The 16,779-nt window shown below is 70.0% G+C and carries 15 protein-coding genes; 5 read left to right on the plus strand and 10 right to left on the minus strand.

The features are described 5' to 3' along the window. The first annotated feature begins 12 nt into the window (after positions 1 to 12). On the plus strand, positions 13 to 1,413 hold the full coding sequence (locus O1Q96_RS26380; protein WP_269250503.1) for a S8 family serine peptidase: 1,401 nt from the start codon (positions 13 to 15) through the stop codon (positions 1,411 to 1,413). Positions 1,414 to 1,554: 141 nt separating this feature from the next. Here the strand turns inward: O1Q96_RS26380 and O1Q96_RS26385 are convergent, their stop codons facing one another. After that, the gene (locus tag O1Q96_RS26385; RefSeq protein ID WP_269250504.1) at positions 1,555 to 2,682 is read right to left on the minus strand and encodes an alpha/beta fold hydrolase; all 1,128 of its coding nucleotides are present in this window, start codon (positions 2,680 to 2,682) and stop codon (positions 1,555 to 1,557) included. Positions 2,683 to 3,399: 717 nt separating this feature from the next. On the opposite strand from O1Q96_RS26385, the gene O1Q96_RS26390 reads away from it, so the two are divergent. Next, on the plus strand, positions 3,400 to 4,884 hold the full coding sequence (locus O1Q96_RS26390) for an alpha/beta hydrolase (RefSeq protein ID WP_269250505.1): 1,485 nt from the start codon (positions 3,400 to 3,402) through the stop codon (positions 4,882 to 4,884). A 69-nt stretch (positions 4,885 to 4,953) separates the two neighbouring features. Here O1Q96_RS26390 and O1Q96_RS26395 read toward each other — a convergent pair whose 3' ends face one another. From O1Q96_RS26395 to O1Q96_RS26420, 6 genes are all read right to left on the minus strand, one after another. Then, the gene (locus O1Q96_RS26395; RefSeq protein ID WP_269250506.1) at positions 4,954 to 5,802 is read right to left on the minus strand and encodes an acyl-CoA thioester hydrolase/BAAT C-terminal domain-containing protein; all 849 of its coding nucleotides are present in this window, start codon (positions 5,800 to 5,802) and stop codon (positions 4,954 to 4,956) included. 88 nt (positions 5,803 to 5,890) lie between these two features. After that, positions 5,891 to 6,496 carry a hypothetical protein gene (locus O1Q96_RS26400; protein WP_269250507.1) on the minus strand — a complete coding sequence of 202 codons (606 nt, stop codon included), beginning with the start codon at positions 6,494 to 6,496 and terminating at the stop codon, positions 5,891 to 5,893. Continuing rightward, the gene (locus O1Q96_RS26405) at positions 6,493 to 8,043 is read right to left on the minus strand and encodes an ATP-binding protein (protein WP_419586952.1); all 1,551 of its coding nucleotides are present in this window, start codon (positions 8,041 to 8,043) and stop codon (positions 6,493 to 6,495) included. Before O1Q96_RS26405 ends, O1Q96_RS26400 begins: the two co-directional genes overlap by 4 nt. Further along, positions 8,040 to 8,723: a response regulator transcription factor gene (locus O1Q96_RS26410; RefSeq protein ID WP_269250508.1), complete on the minus strand. Its 684-nt coding sequence runs from the start codon at positions 8,721 to 8,723 to the stop codon at positions 8,040 to 8,042. The genes O1Q96_RS26405 and O1Q96_RS26410 overlap by 4 nt, the downstream gene beginning before the upstream one ends. Before the next feature lie 23 nt (positions 8,724 to 8,746). Further along, complete coding sequence (murJ, locus tag O1Q96_RS26415; protein ID WP_419587070.1) at positions 8,747 to 10,300, minus strand: murein biosynthesis integral membrane protein MurJ; 1,554 nt, start codon at positions 10,298 to 10,300, stop codon at positions 8,747 to 8,749. Between the two features lie 116 nt (positions 10,301 to 10,416). Continuing rightward, entirely contained in the window at positions 10,417 to 11,613 is a 1,197-nt protein-coding gene (locus O1Q96_RS26420) for a lipid II:glycine glycyltransferase FemX (protein ID WP_269250509.1), read from the minus strand. Positions 11,614 to 11,830: 217 nt separating this feature from the next. Here O1Q96_RS26420 and O1Q96_RS26425 point away from each other — a divergent pair, with 217 nt between their 5' ends. Continuing rightward, on the plus strand, positions 11,831 to 13,033 hold the full coding sequence (locus tag O1Q96_RS26425; RefSeq protein WP_269250510.1) for a L,D-transpeptidase: 1,203 nt from the start codon (positions 11,831 to 11,833) through the stop codon (positions 13,031 to 13,033). Between the two features lie 361 nt (positions 13,034 to 13,394). Here O1Q96_RS26425 and O1Q96_RS26430 read toward each other — a convergent pair whose 3' ends face one another. Continuing rightward, positions 13,395 to 13,889 carry a GNAT family N-acetyltransferase gene (locus O1Q96_RS26430; RefSeq protein WP_269250511.1) on the minus strand — a complete coding sequence of 165 codons (495 nt, stop codon included), beginning with the start codon at positions 13,887 to 13,889 and terminating at the stop codon, positions 13,395 to 13,397. 226 nt (positions 13,890 to 14,115) lie between these two features. On the opposite strand from O1Q96_RS26430, the gene O1Q96_RS26435 reads away from it, so the two are divergent. Continuing rightward, a complete protein-coding gene (locus tag O1Q96_RS26435) occupies positions 14,116 to 14,880 on the plus strand; it encodes an alpha/beta fold hydrolase (RefSeq protein WP_269250512.1) in 765 nt (254 codons plus the stop codon). 65 nt (positions 14,881 to 14,945) lie between these two features. Here O1Q96_RS26435 and O1Q96_RS26440 read toward each other — a convergent pair whose 3' ends face one another. Next, on the minus strand, positions 14,946 to 15,338 hold the full coding sequence (locus O1Q96_RS26440) for a cupin domain-containing protein (RefSeq protein WP_269250513.1): 393 nt from the start codon (positions 15,336 to 15,338) through the stop codon (positions 14,946 to 14,948). 52 nt (positions 15,339 to 15,390) lie between these two features. On the opposite strand from O1Q96_RS26440, the gene O1Q96_RS26445 reads away from it, so the two are divergent. Then, the gene (locus O1Q96_RS26445; RefSeq protein ID WP_269250514.1) at positions 15,391 to 16,392 is read left to right on the plus strand and encodes a helix-turn-helix domain-containing protein; all 1,002 of its coding nucleotides are present in this window, start codon (positions 15,391 to 15,393) and stop codon (positions 16,390 to 16,392) included. Between the two features lie 139 nt (positions 16,393 to 16,531). On the opposite strand, the gene O1Q96_RS26450 is transcribed toward O1Q96_RS26445, so the two are convergent. Then, on the minus strand, positions 16,532 to 16,672 hold the full coding sequence (locus tag O1Q96_RS26450) for a hypothetical protein (RefSeq protein ID WP_269250515.1): 141 nt from the start codon (positions 16,670 to 16,672) through the stop codon (positions 16,532 to 16,534). Between the last annotated feature and the right edge of the window lie 107 nt (positions 16,673 to 16,779).

The raw sequence follows: 16,779 nt of genomic DNA on the forward strand, positions 1-16,779 counted from the left end.
GGCGGGGTGCCGATGACCCAGGCGACCGCCTTCGACTCGGCCAGGCCGTTCCGCGCCGAGGGCGACGCCCGGGAGCGCGCCAAGGAGTACGCACGGACAGCAGGGCTGACCGTGACCGCCGAGAGCCGGCTGGGCTTCACCGTCGCCGGTACGGCAGCCGCGTACGAACAGCTCACCAGCGGGCGGATCGCCAGCTACGAGGTGGAACAGCTCGGGTCCATGAACCGGGAGCGTTCCGTCACGCACCTCGACATCATCGGCGCCCGGCAGCCTGACGCCCTCGGCGTCGGCGCCGCACCGGGTACCGACGCCATCGAGGCGGTCGCGCTGGAACGCCCGCGTACGCCCATGCGTCTCCTCCCGGCCGCCTCCAAACCGCCGGAGGTCGCCGCGTTCCACCTCACGCTCCCGGACGACGTGGCCAGGCTGCTCAATGCGATCCCGGCACACGAGGCGGGGCATGATGGCCGCGGTGTGCACGTCGCCATGGTGGACACGGGACAGGCCGAACACGCCTTCTTCAGCGCCCACGGCTACGACGTCGCCCCGACCGTCGCGCTTGTCCCCGGCACCAGCCCGGCGGAGGACCCGATCGGGCACGGCACCGGTGAATCAGCGAACATCTTCGCCGTGGCTCCCGGGGCGCGGCTGCTGCCCTACCGCGCCAGCGACCGAGGGGGCGACCTCACGGCCGCCACCGCGGGATTCCTGCGCGCCAAGGCGGACCAGCCGCAAGTCCTCACCAACTCATGGGGCGGGGACGGGGACTTCCCCCCGATCGGACCGCCCAGCCAGGCCGACGTGATCTTCGCACTGGAAATCCTGGACGCCGTGGAGCAGGGCATCGTCGTCGTCTTCTCCGCCGGCAACGGCCAGTTCACCATCGAACCGCAGGTGCCCGGCGTGATCGCCGCGGGTGGGGTGTTCGCGGCACAGGACGGCCGACTTCGCGCGTCGAACTACGCGAGCGCATACGTCAGCCCCTGGATCGACGGCGTCCGTGTGCCGACGGTTTGCGGCCTGGTCGGCTTGCTGCCCCGAGCCCAGTACCTGATGCTGCCGGTGCCACCCGGCTGTGCGATCGACATCGACGAGAGTCTGCCCGGCGCGGGCAACCCGACCGGCGACCCGGGCGACGCCACCAGTTCGAGGGACGGCTGGGCGATGTTCTCGGGCACGTCGGCCGCAGCACCGCAGATCGCGGGAGCGGTGGCTGTACTCCTCGAAGCCCGGCCGGCGCTGACTCCCGCCCAGGTGGGCGAGGCGCTCGCCAGGACCGCCACCGACGTCACCACCGGCACCAGTCACCCACGGTTCGGTAACAAGGCCAAGGTCGGACCTGACACGGCCACCGGTCCCGGACTCGTCAACGTGAGCGCCGCGCTGGACTTCGTCCTCACACAGAACCCCTGACGTCGAGCTGGTCGTGCGGGACGCCGGAGGATTCGCGTTCGCCTTCGGCGTCCTATGGAAGCGGACCACGGCATATCGGCAGGCCGGTGCTGACCTGGGCCCCAGGAACCACCCCGGCCGTTCGCGGAGGGCTCAGCCGTTCTACGGAGCCGGACTGATGTCGCCGTTGGTGTTCATGTCGAAGACGCCCTGCGTCTTGCCGTCGACCTTCAGTTGCTTGAGCCAGTGCTTCGAGAGGTTGTGCACGTTCTTGTGCTGCATCTCCCACGGCACCGAATGCCCGGCACAGGCCAGCTTCACCATCAGCTTGTGGGAGCCCGCGACGGCGTTGTAGAGCGCGGGGACCGAGAAGTTGAGTTCCTGATTCGAGCTGGGCGGCGACGTGTTCACTTGCCTGTCTTGCTCCCCGTACACCATGAGGACCGGCACGCTGCCGCCGAGGACGCCGCCCTGCGCCGCAGTGGTCTCGTTCCAGCCCCACCGTACGAAGTTCCTGATCCGGTTGATTCCTTCCGGCGGTCCCCACTTCCTGCCCACCGGGTCACTCTCCATCATCGCGGCCCATGCCACTTCCACCATGCCGGGTTCCCGCTGGTCCAGGCAGCCCAGCTCGGCGTTCCAGCCCGTCTCCAGACCCGGCCTCGTCCCCAGGAACATCGGGAGGCCGGGCACCGGCAGGGTGGCCGGCGGGTTCGCGGTCGCCTTGGGCGGGAAGATCGGCGCCAGCAGGAACAGGCTCGACACCTTGTCCGGGTGCTTGACCGCATACGGTCCCATCGAGAACGCGGCCGCGGACCAGCCGATGAAGGCCACCTTCTTCACCTTGCACTCGCGGCGGATGTACTCCACGACGGTGTTCAGCTCGTCCTGGTCGCTGTTGGAGTTGTTCAGTTGGAACGCGTAGCTCGCGGTGCCCGGGATGTGGCCCGGCGGCCGCGGGATCAGCAGCTTCTGCTCGGCGAGGCTGGTGTTGTACGGGTCGTCCATCTTGGGCCGCGGCGACAGCCCGTGCCCTTGGAGGTCCATCATGAAGACGTCGTACCCGGCCTTGGCCAGGGCCTCGGCCCAGCTGTAGCTCTTGTACTGGAGGTCGAAGCCCGCCAGGACCGGAACGCTCCGGCCGTGCAGCATGAGGACGGCCTGGCGCTCTTCGAGGTGTCCCAGGGACGTGCCGTCGCGCTCCCGTACGAAGAGCTCGACGTGTTCGCCCACGTTCGCCGGGACAGTGGAGACGTGGGGCACCGCGTGATCGGTCAGAGTGACAGGCATGAGGTTCCGCTCGGTCGGCTCGGTACGGGGAGGAAACCCCGGCTATGCCAGGCTGTACGCGCGGGGCGGTCCGCGCCACAGCAGGGGGTCCGGCGGTGTGACGTTCGCCGGCACGGGCAGAGGACCCCGGCGCTCGCGCGGCCGCAGTCGCAGTCGCGTGCCGACCCGTCACACGGCCTGGCCCAGCGGCGAGAGTTTCGCGGGGCCCTGACCGGACTGGCGCCGCAGGAGCAGACACCCCCACCACACCTCACAAACCATGATCGACAAACAAGATCTCGACGCGCCACCCCACCCACCAGCATGACCTCGTGAAGGCTCCCCCAACTGTCGATGCAAGTGACGTCGATCGCTGACACGGCCGGCTCCGCGTCGATTCGCGGTGCCACACCGTCATGGTGCTGCGGCTCCGTGAGCGCTTGAGGCTCCACCCGGTGACCGCACCGACCAGTCAAGCTTCACTTCGCACACTCACACGGAACGAGCCTCGGCCACGTGACGCTGCGCTGCGGGAAGCGCGTCATCCACGCATTCCGTAGGGTCCGCTGTCCGGCGGCCCCAACAGCGCCCCTGGTTCTTCCCTGACTCTCCCCGGAACGGCCCCTGACAACGGCATCGGGCGAGCGTCAGTGCGCCTAGCGTGTTCAAGAGTCCCGGCCAGGTCTGCACGCTTCTTGAGCGTGCCTCTCACACCCAGTCTTGTCAGGAGGACGATTCATGCCGTTCAGAGGATGGCCCGCGTTACGGCGCACCGCTCTGCGGAGCACGGCCATGGTCGCGGGAACCGCCATCGCCGCCGTCGCCGGTCTCGCCGCCGCACCCGTCGCGAACGCGGCGCCGGTGACCACCAACGCTCTGCAGTGGGCTCCGTGCGACGCCCCGGACCACCCGGGCGCCGAGTGCGCCACCCTCACGGTGCCGATCGACTGGGCCCACCCGGGCGGGGCCACGTTCGGCCTGGCCGTGGCCCGCCGCCAGGCCACCGACCCGGGTGCGCGCGTCGGCTCGATGGTGTTCGGTCCCGGGGGTCCCGGCGACTCCGGCGTGGAGCGGGTGGTCGGCGGCATCAGCCGGTTCAGCTCCGAGACCCGCCGCAGGTTCGACATCGTCAGCTTCGATCCGCGCGGCGTGGGCCGCAGCAACCCGGTGACCTGCTCCGGCGATCTGCTCGCCCAGCGGCCGTCACCGAAGATGGGCAGTCAAGCGGACTTCGACGCCACCCTGGCCTACAACAAACGGCTCCGTGCCGACTGCCGGGCACGCACCGGCCCGGTCTTCGATCACCTTGACACCGCTCAGACGATCCAGGATCTGGACGCCCTGCGAGCCGCCCTCGGCGAGACCGAACTGACCTTTCACGGCAGCTCGTACGGCACACTGCTCGGGGCACAGTACGCCGAGACCTATCCGCACCGGGTCCGCGCCATGGTGCTGGAGAGCGTGATGGACCACAGCGTTGCCAGTACCCGTGAGTTCCTGCGGTCCGCGGCGACCGCGGCACAGGACTCCTTCGACGAGTTCGTGCGATGGTGCGCCGGCCAATCGACCTGCGCGTTGCACGGTCGCGACGTCCGCACGGTCTGGCAGGGGCTCCTGACTCGTGCGCAGCGCGGCGAGTTGGAGAACCCTTCGAAGCCGGGAACTCCTCTTTCGTCAGCGGATCTGGTCAACAGAATCGCGTTCAGGAAGTTCTACGTCGTCGACTACGCAGGCCTGGCACAGACCATCGCCGAGATGGCGTCGAGCAGCCCGCTCCCCGCCTCGCCCACCTCGGTGTCGCCGCTTCCGCCGACGGCCCCCGTGTTCTGCGCGGACTGGCGGCTGCCGGTGCACGACTACCAGGAGTACGCCTCGCTCGTCGGCACGATGAACAGGGCCGCACCCGACCTGCCCTTGCTGCTGCCGGTCCAGATGGCAGTGGCGTGCCTGGGTGCGCCGACCGCCAACCCGCAGCACCGCCTGGCGGTCCGCGGCGCCCCGCCCATCCTGGTGTCCAACGCACTCCACGACCCAGCCACCGGCTACCCCTGGGCGGTCTCGGTCGCCCGGCAACTCGGCCGCAGCGGCGCGCTCCTGACCTACGAGGGCCAGGGCCACGGCAGCGTCACCAGCGGCCCCTGCATGGAGCACGCCGTCGACGCCTACCTGACCCACCTGACCGTGCCACCACGCGGCACCAGGTGCCCGGCCGTGCCGTCCTGAGCGGCCACCGGGGGCGCCCTGGTCACGGCCACGCCGCACGGCCGCCCACGGCGGCGTAGTCCGCGACAGTCATGTGAGCTTGCCGAGGATGTGTGGCCATGCGGCTTCCCCCAGGAGCGCGTCAGCCTGCGGGGTGCCTCCGTGCTGGAAGCGCGGGGAGCCCGGCGCCGGGCCTTCGCCGGGAAAGCGTTGTCGGTGGCCTGCATCGTGGCGGGTGATCAGGTGCACGGTGGCCCCTGCGGAGCGCCTGCGTTCTGCCAGTTGTTCGGCGAAGCGGAGAGAGGGCCACATCGCGTCGTCGCCACCGGCGACGAGCAGCAGATCGGCTCGGGCCTTGTCGACGGGGATTTCCGCCGGAGGGAGCAGGTGAGCGAAGCTCCGTTCGCTGAGTTCGTACCATCCGCGGATGGCGACCGGACCACTGCCCTGGGTGACGGGAGTCCAGGAGTCATCCAGGGGGACGAAGGGCAGGGGCCGCCCACGCCAGGTCCAGGAGGAGCGATACGGGCGCTGTTTCCCATCGGAGCCCGAGCCCACATTGCACCAGACTCGCGATGTGGGTGACAGCGCGATGACCACGTCCACGCGCGGGTCGTGCACGGCCGTGAGCAGAGCTGCTTCAGCGCCCTTGGAGGCACCCATGATGCCGATACGTCGTGCTCCGCTCGCTTCGAGCAGGTCGAGGGCGGCAATGAAGGTTTCCAAGGGGATCTCACAGATTCCCGGGGACTGCCCCGGCCCGCCGAACCAGCGGATCGACAGGGCTGTCATGCCGTGCCGGGCGAGGATGCGTGCTCGGTCACGCTCGACGCGTCCGCTGGAACCGGCCAGGACCAGGACGCCGACGTCACTGCCGTGGGCGGGAGCGGCAAGGATGCCTTCCCAGGGGTGGGTCAGTTCGTGCTCGACTGCGGCCACGTGCTTCCCCGGTTCGTCGTGTAGTGATCCAAGAGCCGGCCCGTCGTGCCGGGCGGCGTGTTCCGTGCCCGGATGCCGCTCTCCGCGGTCACGTTCCCGGTACCGCAAAGGTGAGTCCGCAGGTGCCGGACTTCGATGTGCCGTCCTGTCCCGTCAGCTCCACGACGACCTGGCCTTCGGCGTCCTGGCTGTAGGCGATCGTGCAGGTCAACTGGCGCAGAGCCGCGCTGTCCAGTGCCTTCAGGGCGAAGGGCAGTCGTGTCCTGACCCTGCCCGCCGAAGAGGGCTCGACCTTGACGGTCGCGCCGGGGCGGACGGTCGGAAGCAACGTGCTCAGGCCGGCGGCGCGGTCCTTCTTCCCCGGACCGGCGAGCAACGTCAGGACGACCTTCTCCGTCGGCACCGGCCCCTCCGTCTCGCCGGTGTTCTGGTTGCCGGCGCCCGCCTCGGTGTATCCGTCGCCGAAGCCGACCGAGGGCTCGGTCGTCCGGATCACGGGGCTCAGCCCTCCGTCGGGGGAACGGAAGAAAAGCAGCATGTCCTGTTCGCGGTCGAGGAAGGCCTGGAAGCTGGCGGGGCCGCCCGCCGCGATGACGTCGGTCTCTTGGATACCGCAGCCGCCGAGCAGCGGCACGGCGGCCGCGACGGCGGTGGCGACGGCGGTCGCATGTCTGCGCGACCAGGCACGCCTCATCCGCCGGCCTCCTCCGTGTGAAGCGGTATCTCGACGGTGAAGACGGCGCCGCCCTCGGGCCGGTTCCCCGCTCGGATCGTTCCTCCGTGCAGCTTCACGTTCTCCAGGGTGATCGCCAGGCCCAGGCCGCTGCCCGCCGAGCGGGTGCGGGCCGCATCGGCCTTGTAGAAACGGTCGAAGATGTGTGGGAGCGATTCGGGACGGATGCCGGGTCCGCGGTCCATGACCTCGGTGATCAGCACGGGCGTGCCCGAGGAGAGTGACTCGGTGCGCAGGCGTACGGCGACGGGCGCGCCGCCGTGCCGCAGGGCGTTGCCGACGAGGTTGGCGATCACGACGTCGAAGCGGCGCGGGTCGAGCCGGGCCCGGATGCCGCCGTGAAGTTCGACGCGGACCCGGTCGTCGGTCCAGTGCCGGTTCTGCAGGGTCTTGCGGATGGCCTCGGCGACATCGACCTCGTCGGCGTTCAGCTCGGCCGCGCGGGCGTCGAAGCGGGAGATCTCCATCAGGTCCTCGACGAGCACGGCGAGCTTCCCGGTTTCCGCGCTGACCAGGCGGACCGCCCGGGCGGTGTCGGTGTCCAGGCCGTCCGCGTCCTCGTCGAGGACCTCGGTGACGGCGAGCATTCCGGCGAGAGGGGTGCGCAGTTCGTGCGAGACGTCGGAGGCGAAACGGCGGGCGCGTTCCTCGGCCTCGCGCAGTTCCCGTACGGAGCGCTCCAGTTGTCCCGCCGACTCGTTGAAGGTGCGTGCCAGGTCGGCCAGTTCGTCGCTGCCGCGTACCGGAATACGGGTGTCGAGTCTGCCGTTGCCCATGCTCCGGGCCGCCTGGTGCAGCTTCCTTACCGGGCGCAGCACGCTGCGTGCGGCGATCAGGCCGGGGATCAGTGCGACGGCGATGCCGGGCAGGGCGCCGTCCCGGGCGGCGATGAGGAGCGCGTCGACGTTGACCTGCTCGTCGGTCATCCGCATGACGGCGTAGAGGACGAGACCGCTGGGCAGCACGCTGTTCGGGCTTGCCTTGAAGACCATCGGCATGGCGATGGTCAGGTAGGGAACGCCGTCCTTGACGACCCGCTCGAAGCTGCCGTGGGGGTTGGCCCGCGCGGCGCGGCGCAGTTCGGGTGTGATGACGGTGGAGACGGGGTTCTCGCCCGAGGAGGCGCGCAGCGAACCGTACTCGGCGAACACCACCCAGGGGTGCGGCTTGCCCTTGCGGGCGATGTCGCGCAGGACGTCGTCCAGGTCGGGCCCTGCCTGCATGGGCAGCCCGAAGGCCGTCTGCTGTACGTGGTCGCGGAACGACGTGACCGCCGTGTCCTGTGCGGTCTTCAGGACTGCGTTGCGGGCCTCACGGTAGGTCAGTGCGGCGGTCGTGCCGGCGCTGACGGCGGCGACCAGCAGGAAGGCGAGCAACAGCCGCGTACGCAGCCCGAACGCCCTGAGGCGCGTCCGCTCGCCGGTGACTCTGCCGCCCTCTCCCGTGTCACCGCCCGGTCCTTCCTGCTTGCCGCGGCGGAGCCGACCGAGGCGGGGTCCGGTGGTCACAGCGGTCCGAAGCGGTAGCCGAAGCCCCGCAGCGTCTGGACGTAGCGGGGGCTGCCGGCTTCGTCCTCGATCTTGCCGCGCAGGCGGCGGACACACGCGTCGACCAGACGGGCGTCGGCGTGGTAGCTGTGCTCCCAGACGTGCTCCAGCAGTTGCTGCCTGCTGAACACCTGCTCGGGGGCGGCGCAGAGGTGCAGCAGGAGCTTGAGCTCGGAGGGGGCGAGGGCGAGGGGCCGACCGGCTTTGGTGATGGTCAGTCCGCCCCGGTCGATGGTGAGTTCGCCGTAGACCTCGATGGCTGGGCGGCCCGGTCCGCTGTCGTCCAGGCGGCGCAGCACGGCACGGATGCGGGCCTCGATCACCTCGGGACGGGCGGGCTTGACGATGTAGTCGTCGGCACCGGCTTCCAGGCCGATGACCACGTCGAAGTCGTCGCTGCGCGCGGTGAGCATGATGATCGGCAGCTGGCTGTGCTCGCGGACCTGCCGGCACACCTGTACGCCGTTCATTCCGGGCAGCATCAGGTCCAGCAGGAGCAGATCGGGGCGGAACTCGGCCAGCGCGGCGAGGCCGGCCTCGCCGGTCGCGGCCGCCCGTACCTCGTGGCCGCGGCGGCGCAGACCGAGTTCGACCCCTTCGCGTACGGAAGGGTCGTCCTCGATGAGGAGCACGCGGGGCATGGGCAGTTCTCCCTCTGTGGTGGTCAGGTCCGGGTCCGTCTCCGGCGTATGCCGGACAGCAGCGCTTCGACTTCGGCGAGGCGCAGCGGACGGGCGAGCAGGGCGAAGGTGAGGACGACGGCGACCGCGCCGGCAGTTGCGCCGGCCAGGGCTCCCGCCGGTGCCGCGCCCAGGGCCGCGAGATGGCCCAGTGCGGTGGCGGGGGCGGCGGCGAGCAACAGCCGTGCGTGAGCGCCGACGGCCGACGCGCGCAGAGGGCGGGCGACAGCGAGCCGGCGGCTCAGCACCAGGCCGGTCATCACCCAACCCGCGCACAGCGCGAGTGAGTACGCCGCCGCCATACCGGTGACGGCCCAGCGGGCCGGAAGCAGGTGTGCGGCGGCCAGGGACAGGCCCGCGTTCAGGGTGACGATCACGAGGTTGAGCAGGAAGGGCGTACGGGTGTCGGAGAGCGCGTAGAAGGCGCGGGACAGGACGTACTGGCCAGACAGGGCGGCGAGTCCCGGCGCGAAGGCCATCAGGATCCCGGCCATGGCCGCCGTGTCGTCGGCGCTGGTCCTGCCGTACCCGAAGACGAGGGCCATCACCGGCTGGGCGAGGGCGAACAGCGCGCAGGCGGCGGGTACGACGGCGGCGGCGCAGACGCGCAGGGTGCGGGAGACGTCTCGCCGTACGGCGTCGGTGTCCCCGTCGACGGCGGCCGCGCTCATCCGGGGCATCACCGCGGTCACCAGGGAGACCGTGATGATGCCGTGCGGTACGACCCACAGCGCATAGGCGTTGTTGTACGCGCCGTACCCGGGGCCGCCGTCGAGGCCCGCGGTGGTGGCCAGCCGGGTGGTGACCCAGTAGGCCGCCTGGTTGGCCAGGACCAGCAGCACCAGCCAGCCGGCCGCTCGCAGGGGGCGGGTCAGTCCGCTGCCGCGCCAGTCGAAGCGGGGCCGCCAGCGGAAGCGGGCCGCCCGCAGCGCGGGGACGAGGGCGAGTGCCTGGACGGCGATACCGGCGGTCGTGCCCCAGCCGAGCACGGCGGTCTCGGTCGCGGTGAGCGTGTCCCCGCCGCCCATGGCCAGGGCCAGGTACAGACCGAAGACGCTCATGACGACGACGTTGTTCAGGACCGGCGCCCACATCATCGCGCCGAAGCGGCCCCGTGCGTTGAGTACCTGTCCGAGCAGCGTGAACAGTCCGAGGAACAAGATCTGGGGCAGGCAGTAGCGGGCGAGGGCGGTGGTCATGGCCGCCTGGGGGCCGGTGTAACCGGTGTACGCGTCGACGATCGCGGGAGCCGCCCACACCGCGGTCGCGGTGATCGCCAGCAGGGCGACGACGCAGACGGTGACGAGCCGGTCGGTGTATGCGAGGCCCCCGTCGTCGTGCTCTTTGGCGGCCTTGACCAGCTCGGGCACGAAGACGGCGTTGAGCGCACCGCCGAGGAGCAGCATGTAGACGATGGTGGGGAGGGCGTTGCCCACCGCGTAGCCGTCGGCGGCCGTGCCGATGGTGCCCAGAGCTGCCGCGACCACGGCGGACCGGGCGAAACCGGTGGCCCGGGAGACGATGGATCCGGCGGCCATGACGGCACTGGCGCGTGCCGTGGAGCCGCCCTTCGCCGCTTCCGCGCCGTCCGGGCTACGTGTGCTGTCCGTACTGTCCGTGCTGCTCGGCATCGTCACCGTCGGCGTCGTCCGCTTCATCGGCGGTTCAGGTAGGCCTGGAAGGCGCGGTGAAGCGCGTGGTTGGCGCTGCCGCCCAATGGCCTCTCCCACTCCCCCAACGTCTCGACGACCTGTCCCCCGGTGCCGAGCTTCCATCGCAGCAATCCGTACGCACGTTCCTCAGGATCGAGAGTGGAGGGTATCCCGCGCATGTCGTAGACGTCGGCCCCGTGGGCCTGGGCGTCCTGCATCATCCGCCACTGCAGGGCGTTGGAGGGCCGGACCTCGCGCCGGTGGTCGGCCGATGCCCCGGTCTGGTACCAGGCCCGGCGCCCCACCGTGATCATCGTGTGTGCGGCGAGGATCTCCCCACGGTGACGGGCGAGGTACAGCTTCATCCGCCCCGGCTCCTCGGCGTTGAGCGCCGCGTACTGACGCTCGTAGTAGGCAAGCGAACGGCCGAGCCTGAAACCGTCGCGTCGCTCGGTGATGCCGAGCAGCCGGTAGAACTCGGGAAGTTCGACCGCGCTGCCCACCACCACCTCCACGCCCTCCTTCTGCGCCCGGCGCACGTTGCGGCGCCACTCCTGGTTGAGCCCGGTCCACAGGTCCTCGGTGGTGCGTCCGGCGAGCGGTACGTGGAAGACGTGCCGGGGCTGGGCGTCCCCGTCCCCTCCGGTCCCCTCCCCACCGCAGCGGTGCCAGCCGCGGGCCCGCAGCCGCTCGGCGACGGCGGTGCCGAGCGGGTCGACCTCACTGGCGAGGACATCGCCCAGGAGTCGGCCAGCGCCGGCGGCCGACTTGAGCAGGGAGGCGTCCCAGCGCCGGTAGGCGGGCGACGGGCCGATGCGCACAGCGAAGACGCCCGCGCGGCGCAGGTGTTCCAACAGCGGAACGAGCCAGCCGTCGACGTCGGGATCGCTCCAGTCGGCGACGGGCCCCTCGGGAAGGTAGGCGAAGTACTTGCGGGTGCCGGGGAACTGTCGCAGCAACACCAGGGCCACACCTGTCAGTTCGCCCGCGTCTGGGGCCGGTCCCCAGCCGAGCAACTGGGCGCGCCAGCCCTCCTTGACGTCGGCCCAGGACGGGCACTGCAGGAAACCGGCACCGAGGGCCGTGCCGACGGGGGACGCGAGGAAGTCGCGGTAGGTCTCCCCGGTGATGGTTCGCAGGGCCACGCCCCGGTTCCGTGCCTGGGGCACACGGCTGGGCGGCACGAGCAGCGCTGACACAGTCTGAGCCTCTCCTTCTCCCCGGACCTGTCGCGGGGACGCAAACGATGCTCACAGCGGTCCGTGACCGCTCCGCGCGGCGAATGTGACCGGACGATGACCGTTCCTCACCAGTCGCCGTCACATTGCTCCACAGCGGCTGACCTGGTGTTTTCCGGCTCTACAGTCACGACATCGCCCACTCGCACCGTTCTCTCGCCCTTTGCCGGAGGTCCCGTTGTCCCGCACCCGCGTTCTCGCCCATGCCCGCCTCCGGACCGGCGTCGTGGCCGCCCTGCTGGCGCCGCTCGCCGCCTGCTCGTCGAGCGCCTCCCCCGGCGCCTCGGACGCCAAGAGGCCGCCGGGCGCCGACAACCGTCCGGTCGCAGTCACCGTCACGCCCACCGGTGACCAGGTGCCGGCGGGCAAACCCGTGCGGGTCACTGCCGCAGGCGGCAGGCTCACCGCGGTGACCGTCACCGACGGCAAGAACCGCCGGCTCGCCGGCAAGGTCGCGGCCGACGGCCGGTCTTGGGTCTCCGACCGCAAAGCCGTCCCCGGCACGACCTACGCGGTGACAGCCGCGACCCGGACCAAGGGCGGAACCGCCAAGAGCACCCGGGCCTCCTTCACCACGGCTCCGGCGGACAAGGTCAACAAGGTCGACTGGCGACCGGGCACCGGCAGCACCGTCGGCGTCGCCCAGCCGGTCTCCCTGACCTTCGACCACCCGGTCAAGAACCGGGCCGAGGTCGAGAAGCAGCTCAGGATCACCACCTCCAACGGCACCGAGGGCTCCTGGGGCTGGATACGCGACTGGTCGGGCAGGGACCGAGTGGACTGGCGGCCCCGGACCTACTGGAAGCCCGGGACCAAGGTCACGCTCAACGCCGAGCTGAACGGCACCGACTCGGGCGCGGCCGGCGGCTGGTTCGTACGCGACTACACGAGCACCTTCACCATCGGCTCCCGGCAGATCGTCAAGGTCGACCTCGACAGCCATCAGCTCACCCTCGTGCGCGACGGCGAGACAGTCCGGCGCATACCGGTCTCCGGCGGCACACCCGGCGGTGACAAGCGTTCCTGGCGCGGAACCGCCGTGCTCATGGCCAAGGAGGGCACGATCAACATGAACTCCGAGACGGTGGGCCTCGCCGACGCGTACAACAAGATGGTCGACTACTCGATGCGACTGACCTGGTCCGGCATGTACGCGCACGCCGCCCCTTGGAACGCCCGCTACTTCGGCAACGCCAACCAGAGTTCCGGCTGCATAGGAATGAGCGACGCGAACGCGGCCTGGTTCTACGGGCAGGTACGGCCGGGCGACCCCTTCGAGATGACCGGCAAGGACACCAAGGGCGTTGTCGAGCCCGGGAACGGCTTCGGAGCGTGGAACCTCTCATGGGCCGAGTGGCGTCAGAAGAGCGCGCTGCGCTGAGAGGTGCTTGCGAGTCCCGCCCGCCCCGCCGACCCGGCGGCGCGGGTCGGATGGAAGTGCCCTCGACGGGGGTGGCGCACCGTCCCGGTCGCGCCAGGCGGCCCGTGGCACGCAAAGAAACCAGGCAGATTTCCGAAGCGGAGAACCGATCAATACCCCAGCATCAGATCCCGTACCCGACACCGGGGTTCGACCCCCGCGAACCGGCCGGCCATCCGGCGCAACAAGCCCACGAACGCTTCCTGCCAGCGGCCGGTCTATGTTGTGACCTGCGGCCACCGCAGGATCATCAGCCTTCACACACCGGTCATCAGCGGTGGCCGCGGCCTTCCCCCAGCCCGACCCACGAGCGATATCAGGCCTATGGCTGGAGGTCGCTCTGGTACCAGGTGCCTGACGTGCCACCGAGATCGGCCGGGGTGGCCGGGCCAACCGGGACGAACCCGGCCTTGGTCAAGACTTTCCGGGACGGGGCGTTGTCGTGGGAGGTCGCCGCCCGCAGTGTGCGCAATCCGTGCCGCGCTGCCGCAATCCGGCACAGCTCCCGGACGGTCGCGGTCGCCACGCCGCGGCCGGCGACCTGCTCCGCAACCCGGTACCCGAGCCTGGCAGTGCCGTCCTCCAAGTCGTACAGGTTGAACCTGCCGACTACCGAGCCGTCCTCGGCGACGAGCACGTAGAAGACGCAGCTGCCGGCCTCCTGCTCGGCCAGCATGGCGTTGTACCCGTCGGTGAACTGGTCGAAGAACTCGTCGCCGCGGTCGGGGATCGAGGCAGCGAAGTAGATGCGGTTCGCCAGCTCGAAGGCCAGGACCGCCGGGGCATGGCCGGCATTCAGCCGCTTCAGCTCGGGCATCGCCCGACTCTACCCAGATCGTGCACTGAGGCCACCTGAGTTTCCGCCGATGGCAGAAGCTCCAAGATCAGGACACACAACGATCTACAGATGGAGTACTCGAGCGTGCGGGTGCCATCAGGGCGAACTCGTGCTGTGACCGGCATGGCTCGCCGGGCTGATGGGCCCGGAAGTGGCGGTGCTAATCGGGAGGCGTTTCGAGCAGCCTCTGCATAGGGTCTGCCGGATGACGCTCTCTCATGATGTGGCCGGAGACGGTCCGGTGCTGGTGCTGTTGCATTCCGGGGTGTGTGACCGGCGGATGTGGGATGCCCAGTGGCAGGCCTTGATCGACGCCGGTTACCGGCTGGTGCGCTGTGATCTTCGGGGCTTTGGTGGGACTCCGGCGCCGGACCGGCCTCACAGCGACGCCGAGGATGTGCTGGCCCTGCAGAACAGTCTGGGCATCGCGCAGGCGGCACTGGTGGGATCCTCGTACGGCGGGCAGGTCGCCTTGGAGATCGCCGCGCGCTGGCCGGATCGGGTGAGCGCCCTTGGGTTGATCTGTTCCGCCCTGCCCGGTCATGAACCTTCTGCCGAACTGAGTGCGCTCGGGGAGCGCGAAGAAGCGCTGATCGAGGCGGGGGACGTCGTCGGCGCGACGGAACTGATGGTCGAAACCTGGCTCGGCCCGGACGCCGACGAGACCGCCCGCGAGGCGGTACGCCAGATGCAGCGGCGCGCCTTCGAGCTGCAGCTGGCCGCCGCTGAGGAATTCGAGCCAGTCGAGGCCGTGGTTGATCTGGCGGCAATTCAAGCGCCCTGCCTTGTCCTGTCGGGCGCGCATGATCTGGAGGACTTCCGACGGATCGCCGCCCGACTGCCGCATCTGCTCGCGAACGCCGACCACGTCGAACTGCCATGGGCAGGTCACCTTCCCAGCCTGGAGCGGCCAACGGCCGTTACCGATCTGCTGATCGGCTTTCTCAAGGAGAGAGTCCCTGCCGGTTGAGCATGCTCGCGGCCTGTCCCCGCATGCGGCGTTGAGGAGAGGGCGTCCGCTCCGGCGGATGCGCTTCAGTCGAGTACATGCCCTGTCGTCGCGTCCACATGGTCAGGGATCTCCTCGTGGCGATCACCAACCGTTGCCGTTCCGGTGGGCTCGAACATGAGGATCGCGGCGCCGGACGGGGCGTACGGCTTGTGCTCCGTACCTCGGGGGACGGTGAAGACCGCGCCTTGTGCGAGCACGACCGTGCGCTCCCCCGCGGGCTCGCGAAGGGCGATGTGCAGTTCACCGCCGAGCACCAGAAAGAACTCGTCGGTCTCGTCGTGAGCGTGCCAGATGTGCTCGCCTTCGACCTTGGCAACGCGTACGTCGTAGTCATTGACGCGCGTGACGATGCGAGGGCTCCAGAAGGCGTCGAAGGAGGCCAGGGCCTTGCCGAGGGATATGGGTTCGGTGGTCATGGGCTCATCGTTCCTCCTGTCGCGTGGTCGGCGTGAGTGCTAGGAATTGCACATGACGCAAGAATCCTCGCACGCAGTCCACTCGGTCCGCGCAGTCGGCCCGCACCGCGTCGTCGTCATCGTGGATGAGAACTCGAACCCCTTCGAGCTCGGTTGCGCGACCGAGATCTTCGGCCTGCGCAGACCCGAGATCGGCCTTGATCTCTACGATTTCAGGCTCTGCTCGCCCGAGCCCCGCACGCTGATGCGGGACGGATTCTTCACGCTCACGGGAGTCGCGGATCTGGAAGCGGCCGACTCGGCGGACACCCTCATCGTCCCCAACCGGCCCGACACCGAGGTCCCCCGTCGCCCGGCTGTGCTTGACGCCGTCCGGCGGGCACACGCACGCGGTGCGCGCCTGGTCGGCTTCTGCAGCGGCGCGTTCACTCTGGCCGAGGCGGGTGTCCTCGACGGGCGCCGGGCCACCGCGCACTGGCAGTGGGCTGACTCCTTCCGGACCCGCTTCCCTGCCGTACACCTCGAATCGGACGTACTGTTCGTGGACGACGGAGACATCCTCACCGCCGCGGGGAGCGCCGCCGCCCTCGATCTTGGGCTGCACATCGTCCGCCGCGACCACGGCGCGGAGATCGCCAACGCCGTGAGCCGACGGCTGGTCTTTGCCGCCCACCGCGACGGTGGGCAACGGCAGTTCGTCGAGCGACCGGTGCCCGACCTGCCCGACGAATCACTGGCGCCCGTCCTGGCCTGGGCCCAGGAACGGCTGGGCTCGGTCCTCACCGTGTCCGAGCTCGCGGCACGGGCGGCGGTCAGTCCGGCGACACTGCATCGCCGCTTCCAGGCACAGCTGGGCACGACGCCGCTGGCATGGCTCACGGGTGAACGGGTCGCCCTGGCCTGCCGACTGATCGAGCGGGGGGAGTCACGCTTCGACGTGGTCGCGCGAAGCACCGGACTTGGCACCGCCGCCAACCTGCGAGCACTGATGCGTCGCGAGACCGGCCTCAATCCGTTGGCGTACAGGCGGCGGTTCGGACCGCGGGCCGGCTGAACTCCAGGCATCGTCCTCCGGGAAGCCACCGAGGTCTGTGGATCGTTCTGTGCATCAGCGCCGGTGTTGCCGGATGCGAGCGCGCTGGTTGCTTCTTGTCCAGCACGTGGTCGTCCTGAGGGCCCCGTGCACCGGGGAATCAGGCGGTGTCGACGTCGGTGGTGCCGAGTTCGGCGTAGGCCTCGGAACGGGTGCGGCGGATGCGGGCGGCGAGGACCACGCCGGCCAGGACACTCTGGGCGACGCCGACCACCCACGGCGAGCCGTGCCGTGGGTGCACCCGGCCCCAGCACCTACTGCGGCGCGTTCACGAGGGTCCTGGGCCTGGGGTTTCGGGTGAGACCGAAAGTGAGTGCGGCGCGGCAGGCACCCGGACACCCTGAAGTC

The sequence above is a fragment of the Streptomyces aurantiacus genome, from assembly GCF_027107535.1.
GTDB lineage: Bacteria > Actinomycetota > Actinomycetes > Streptomycetales > Streptomycetaceae > Streptomyces.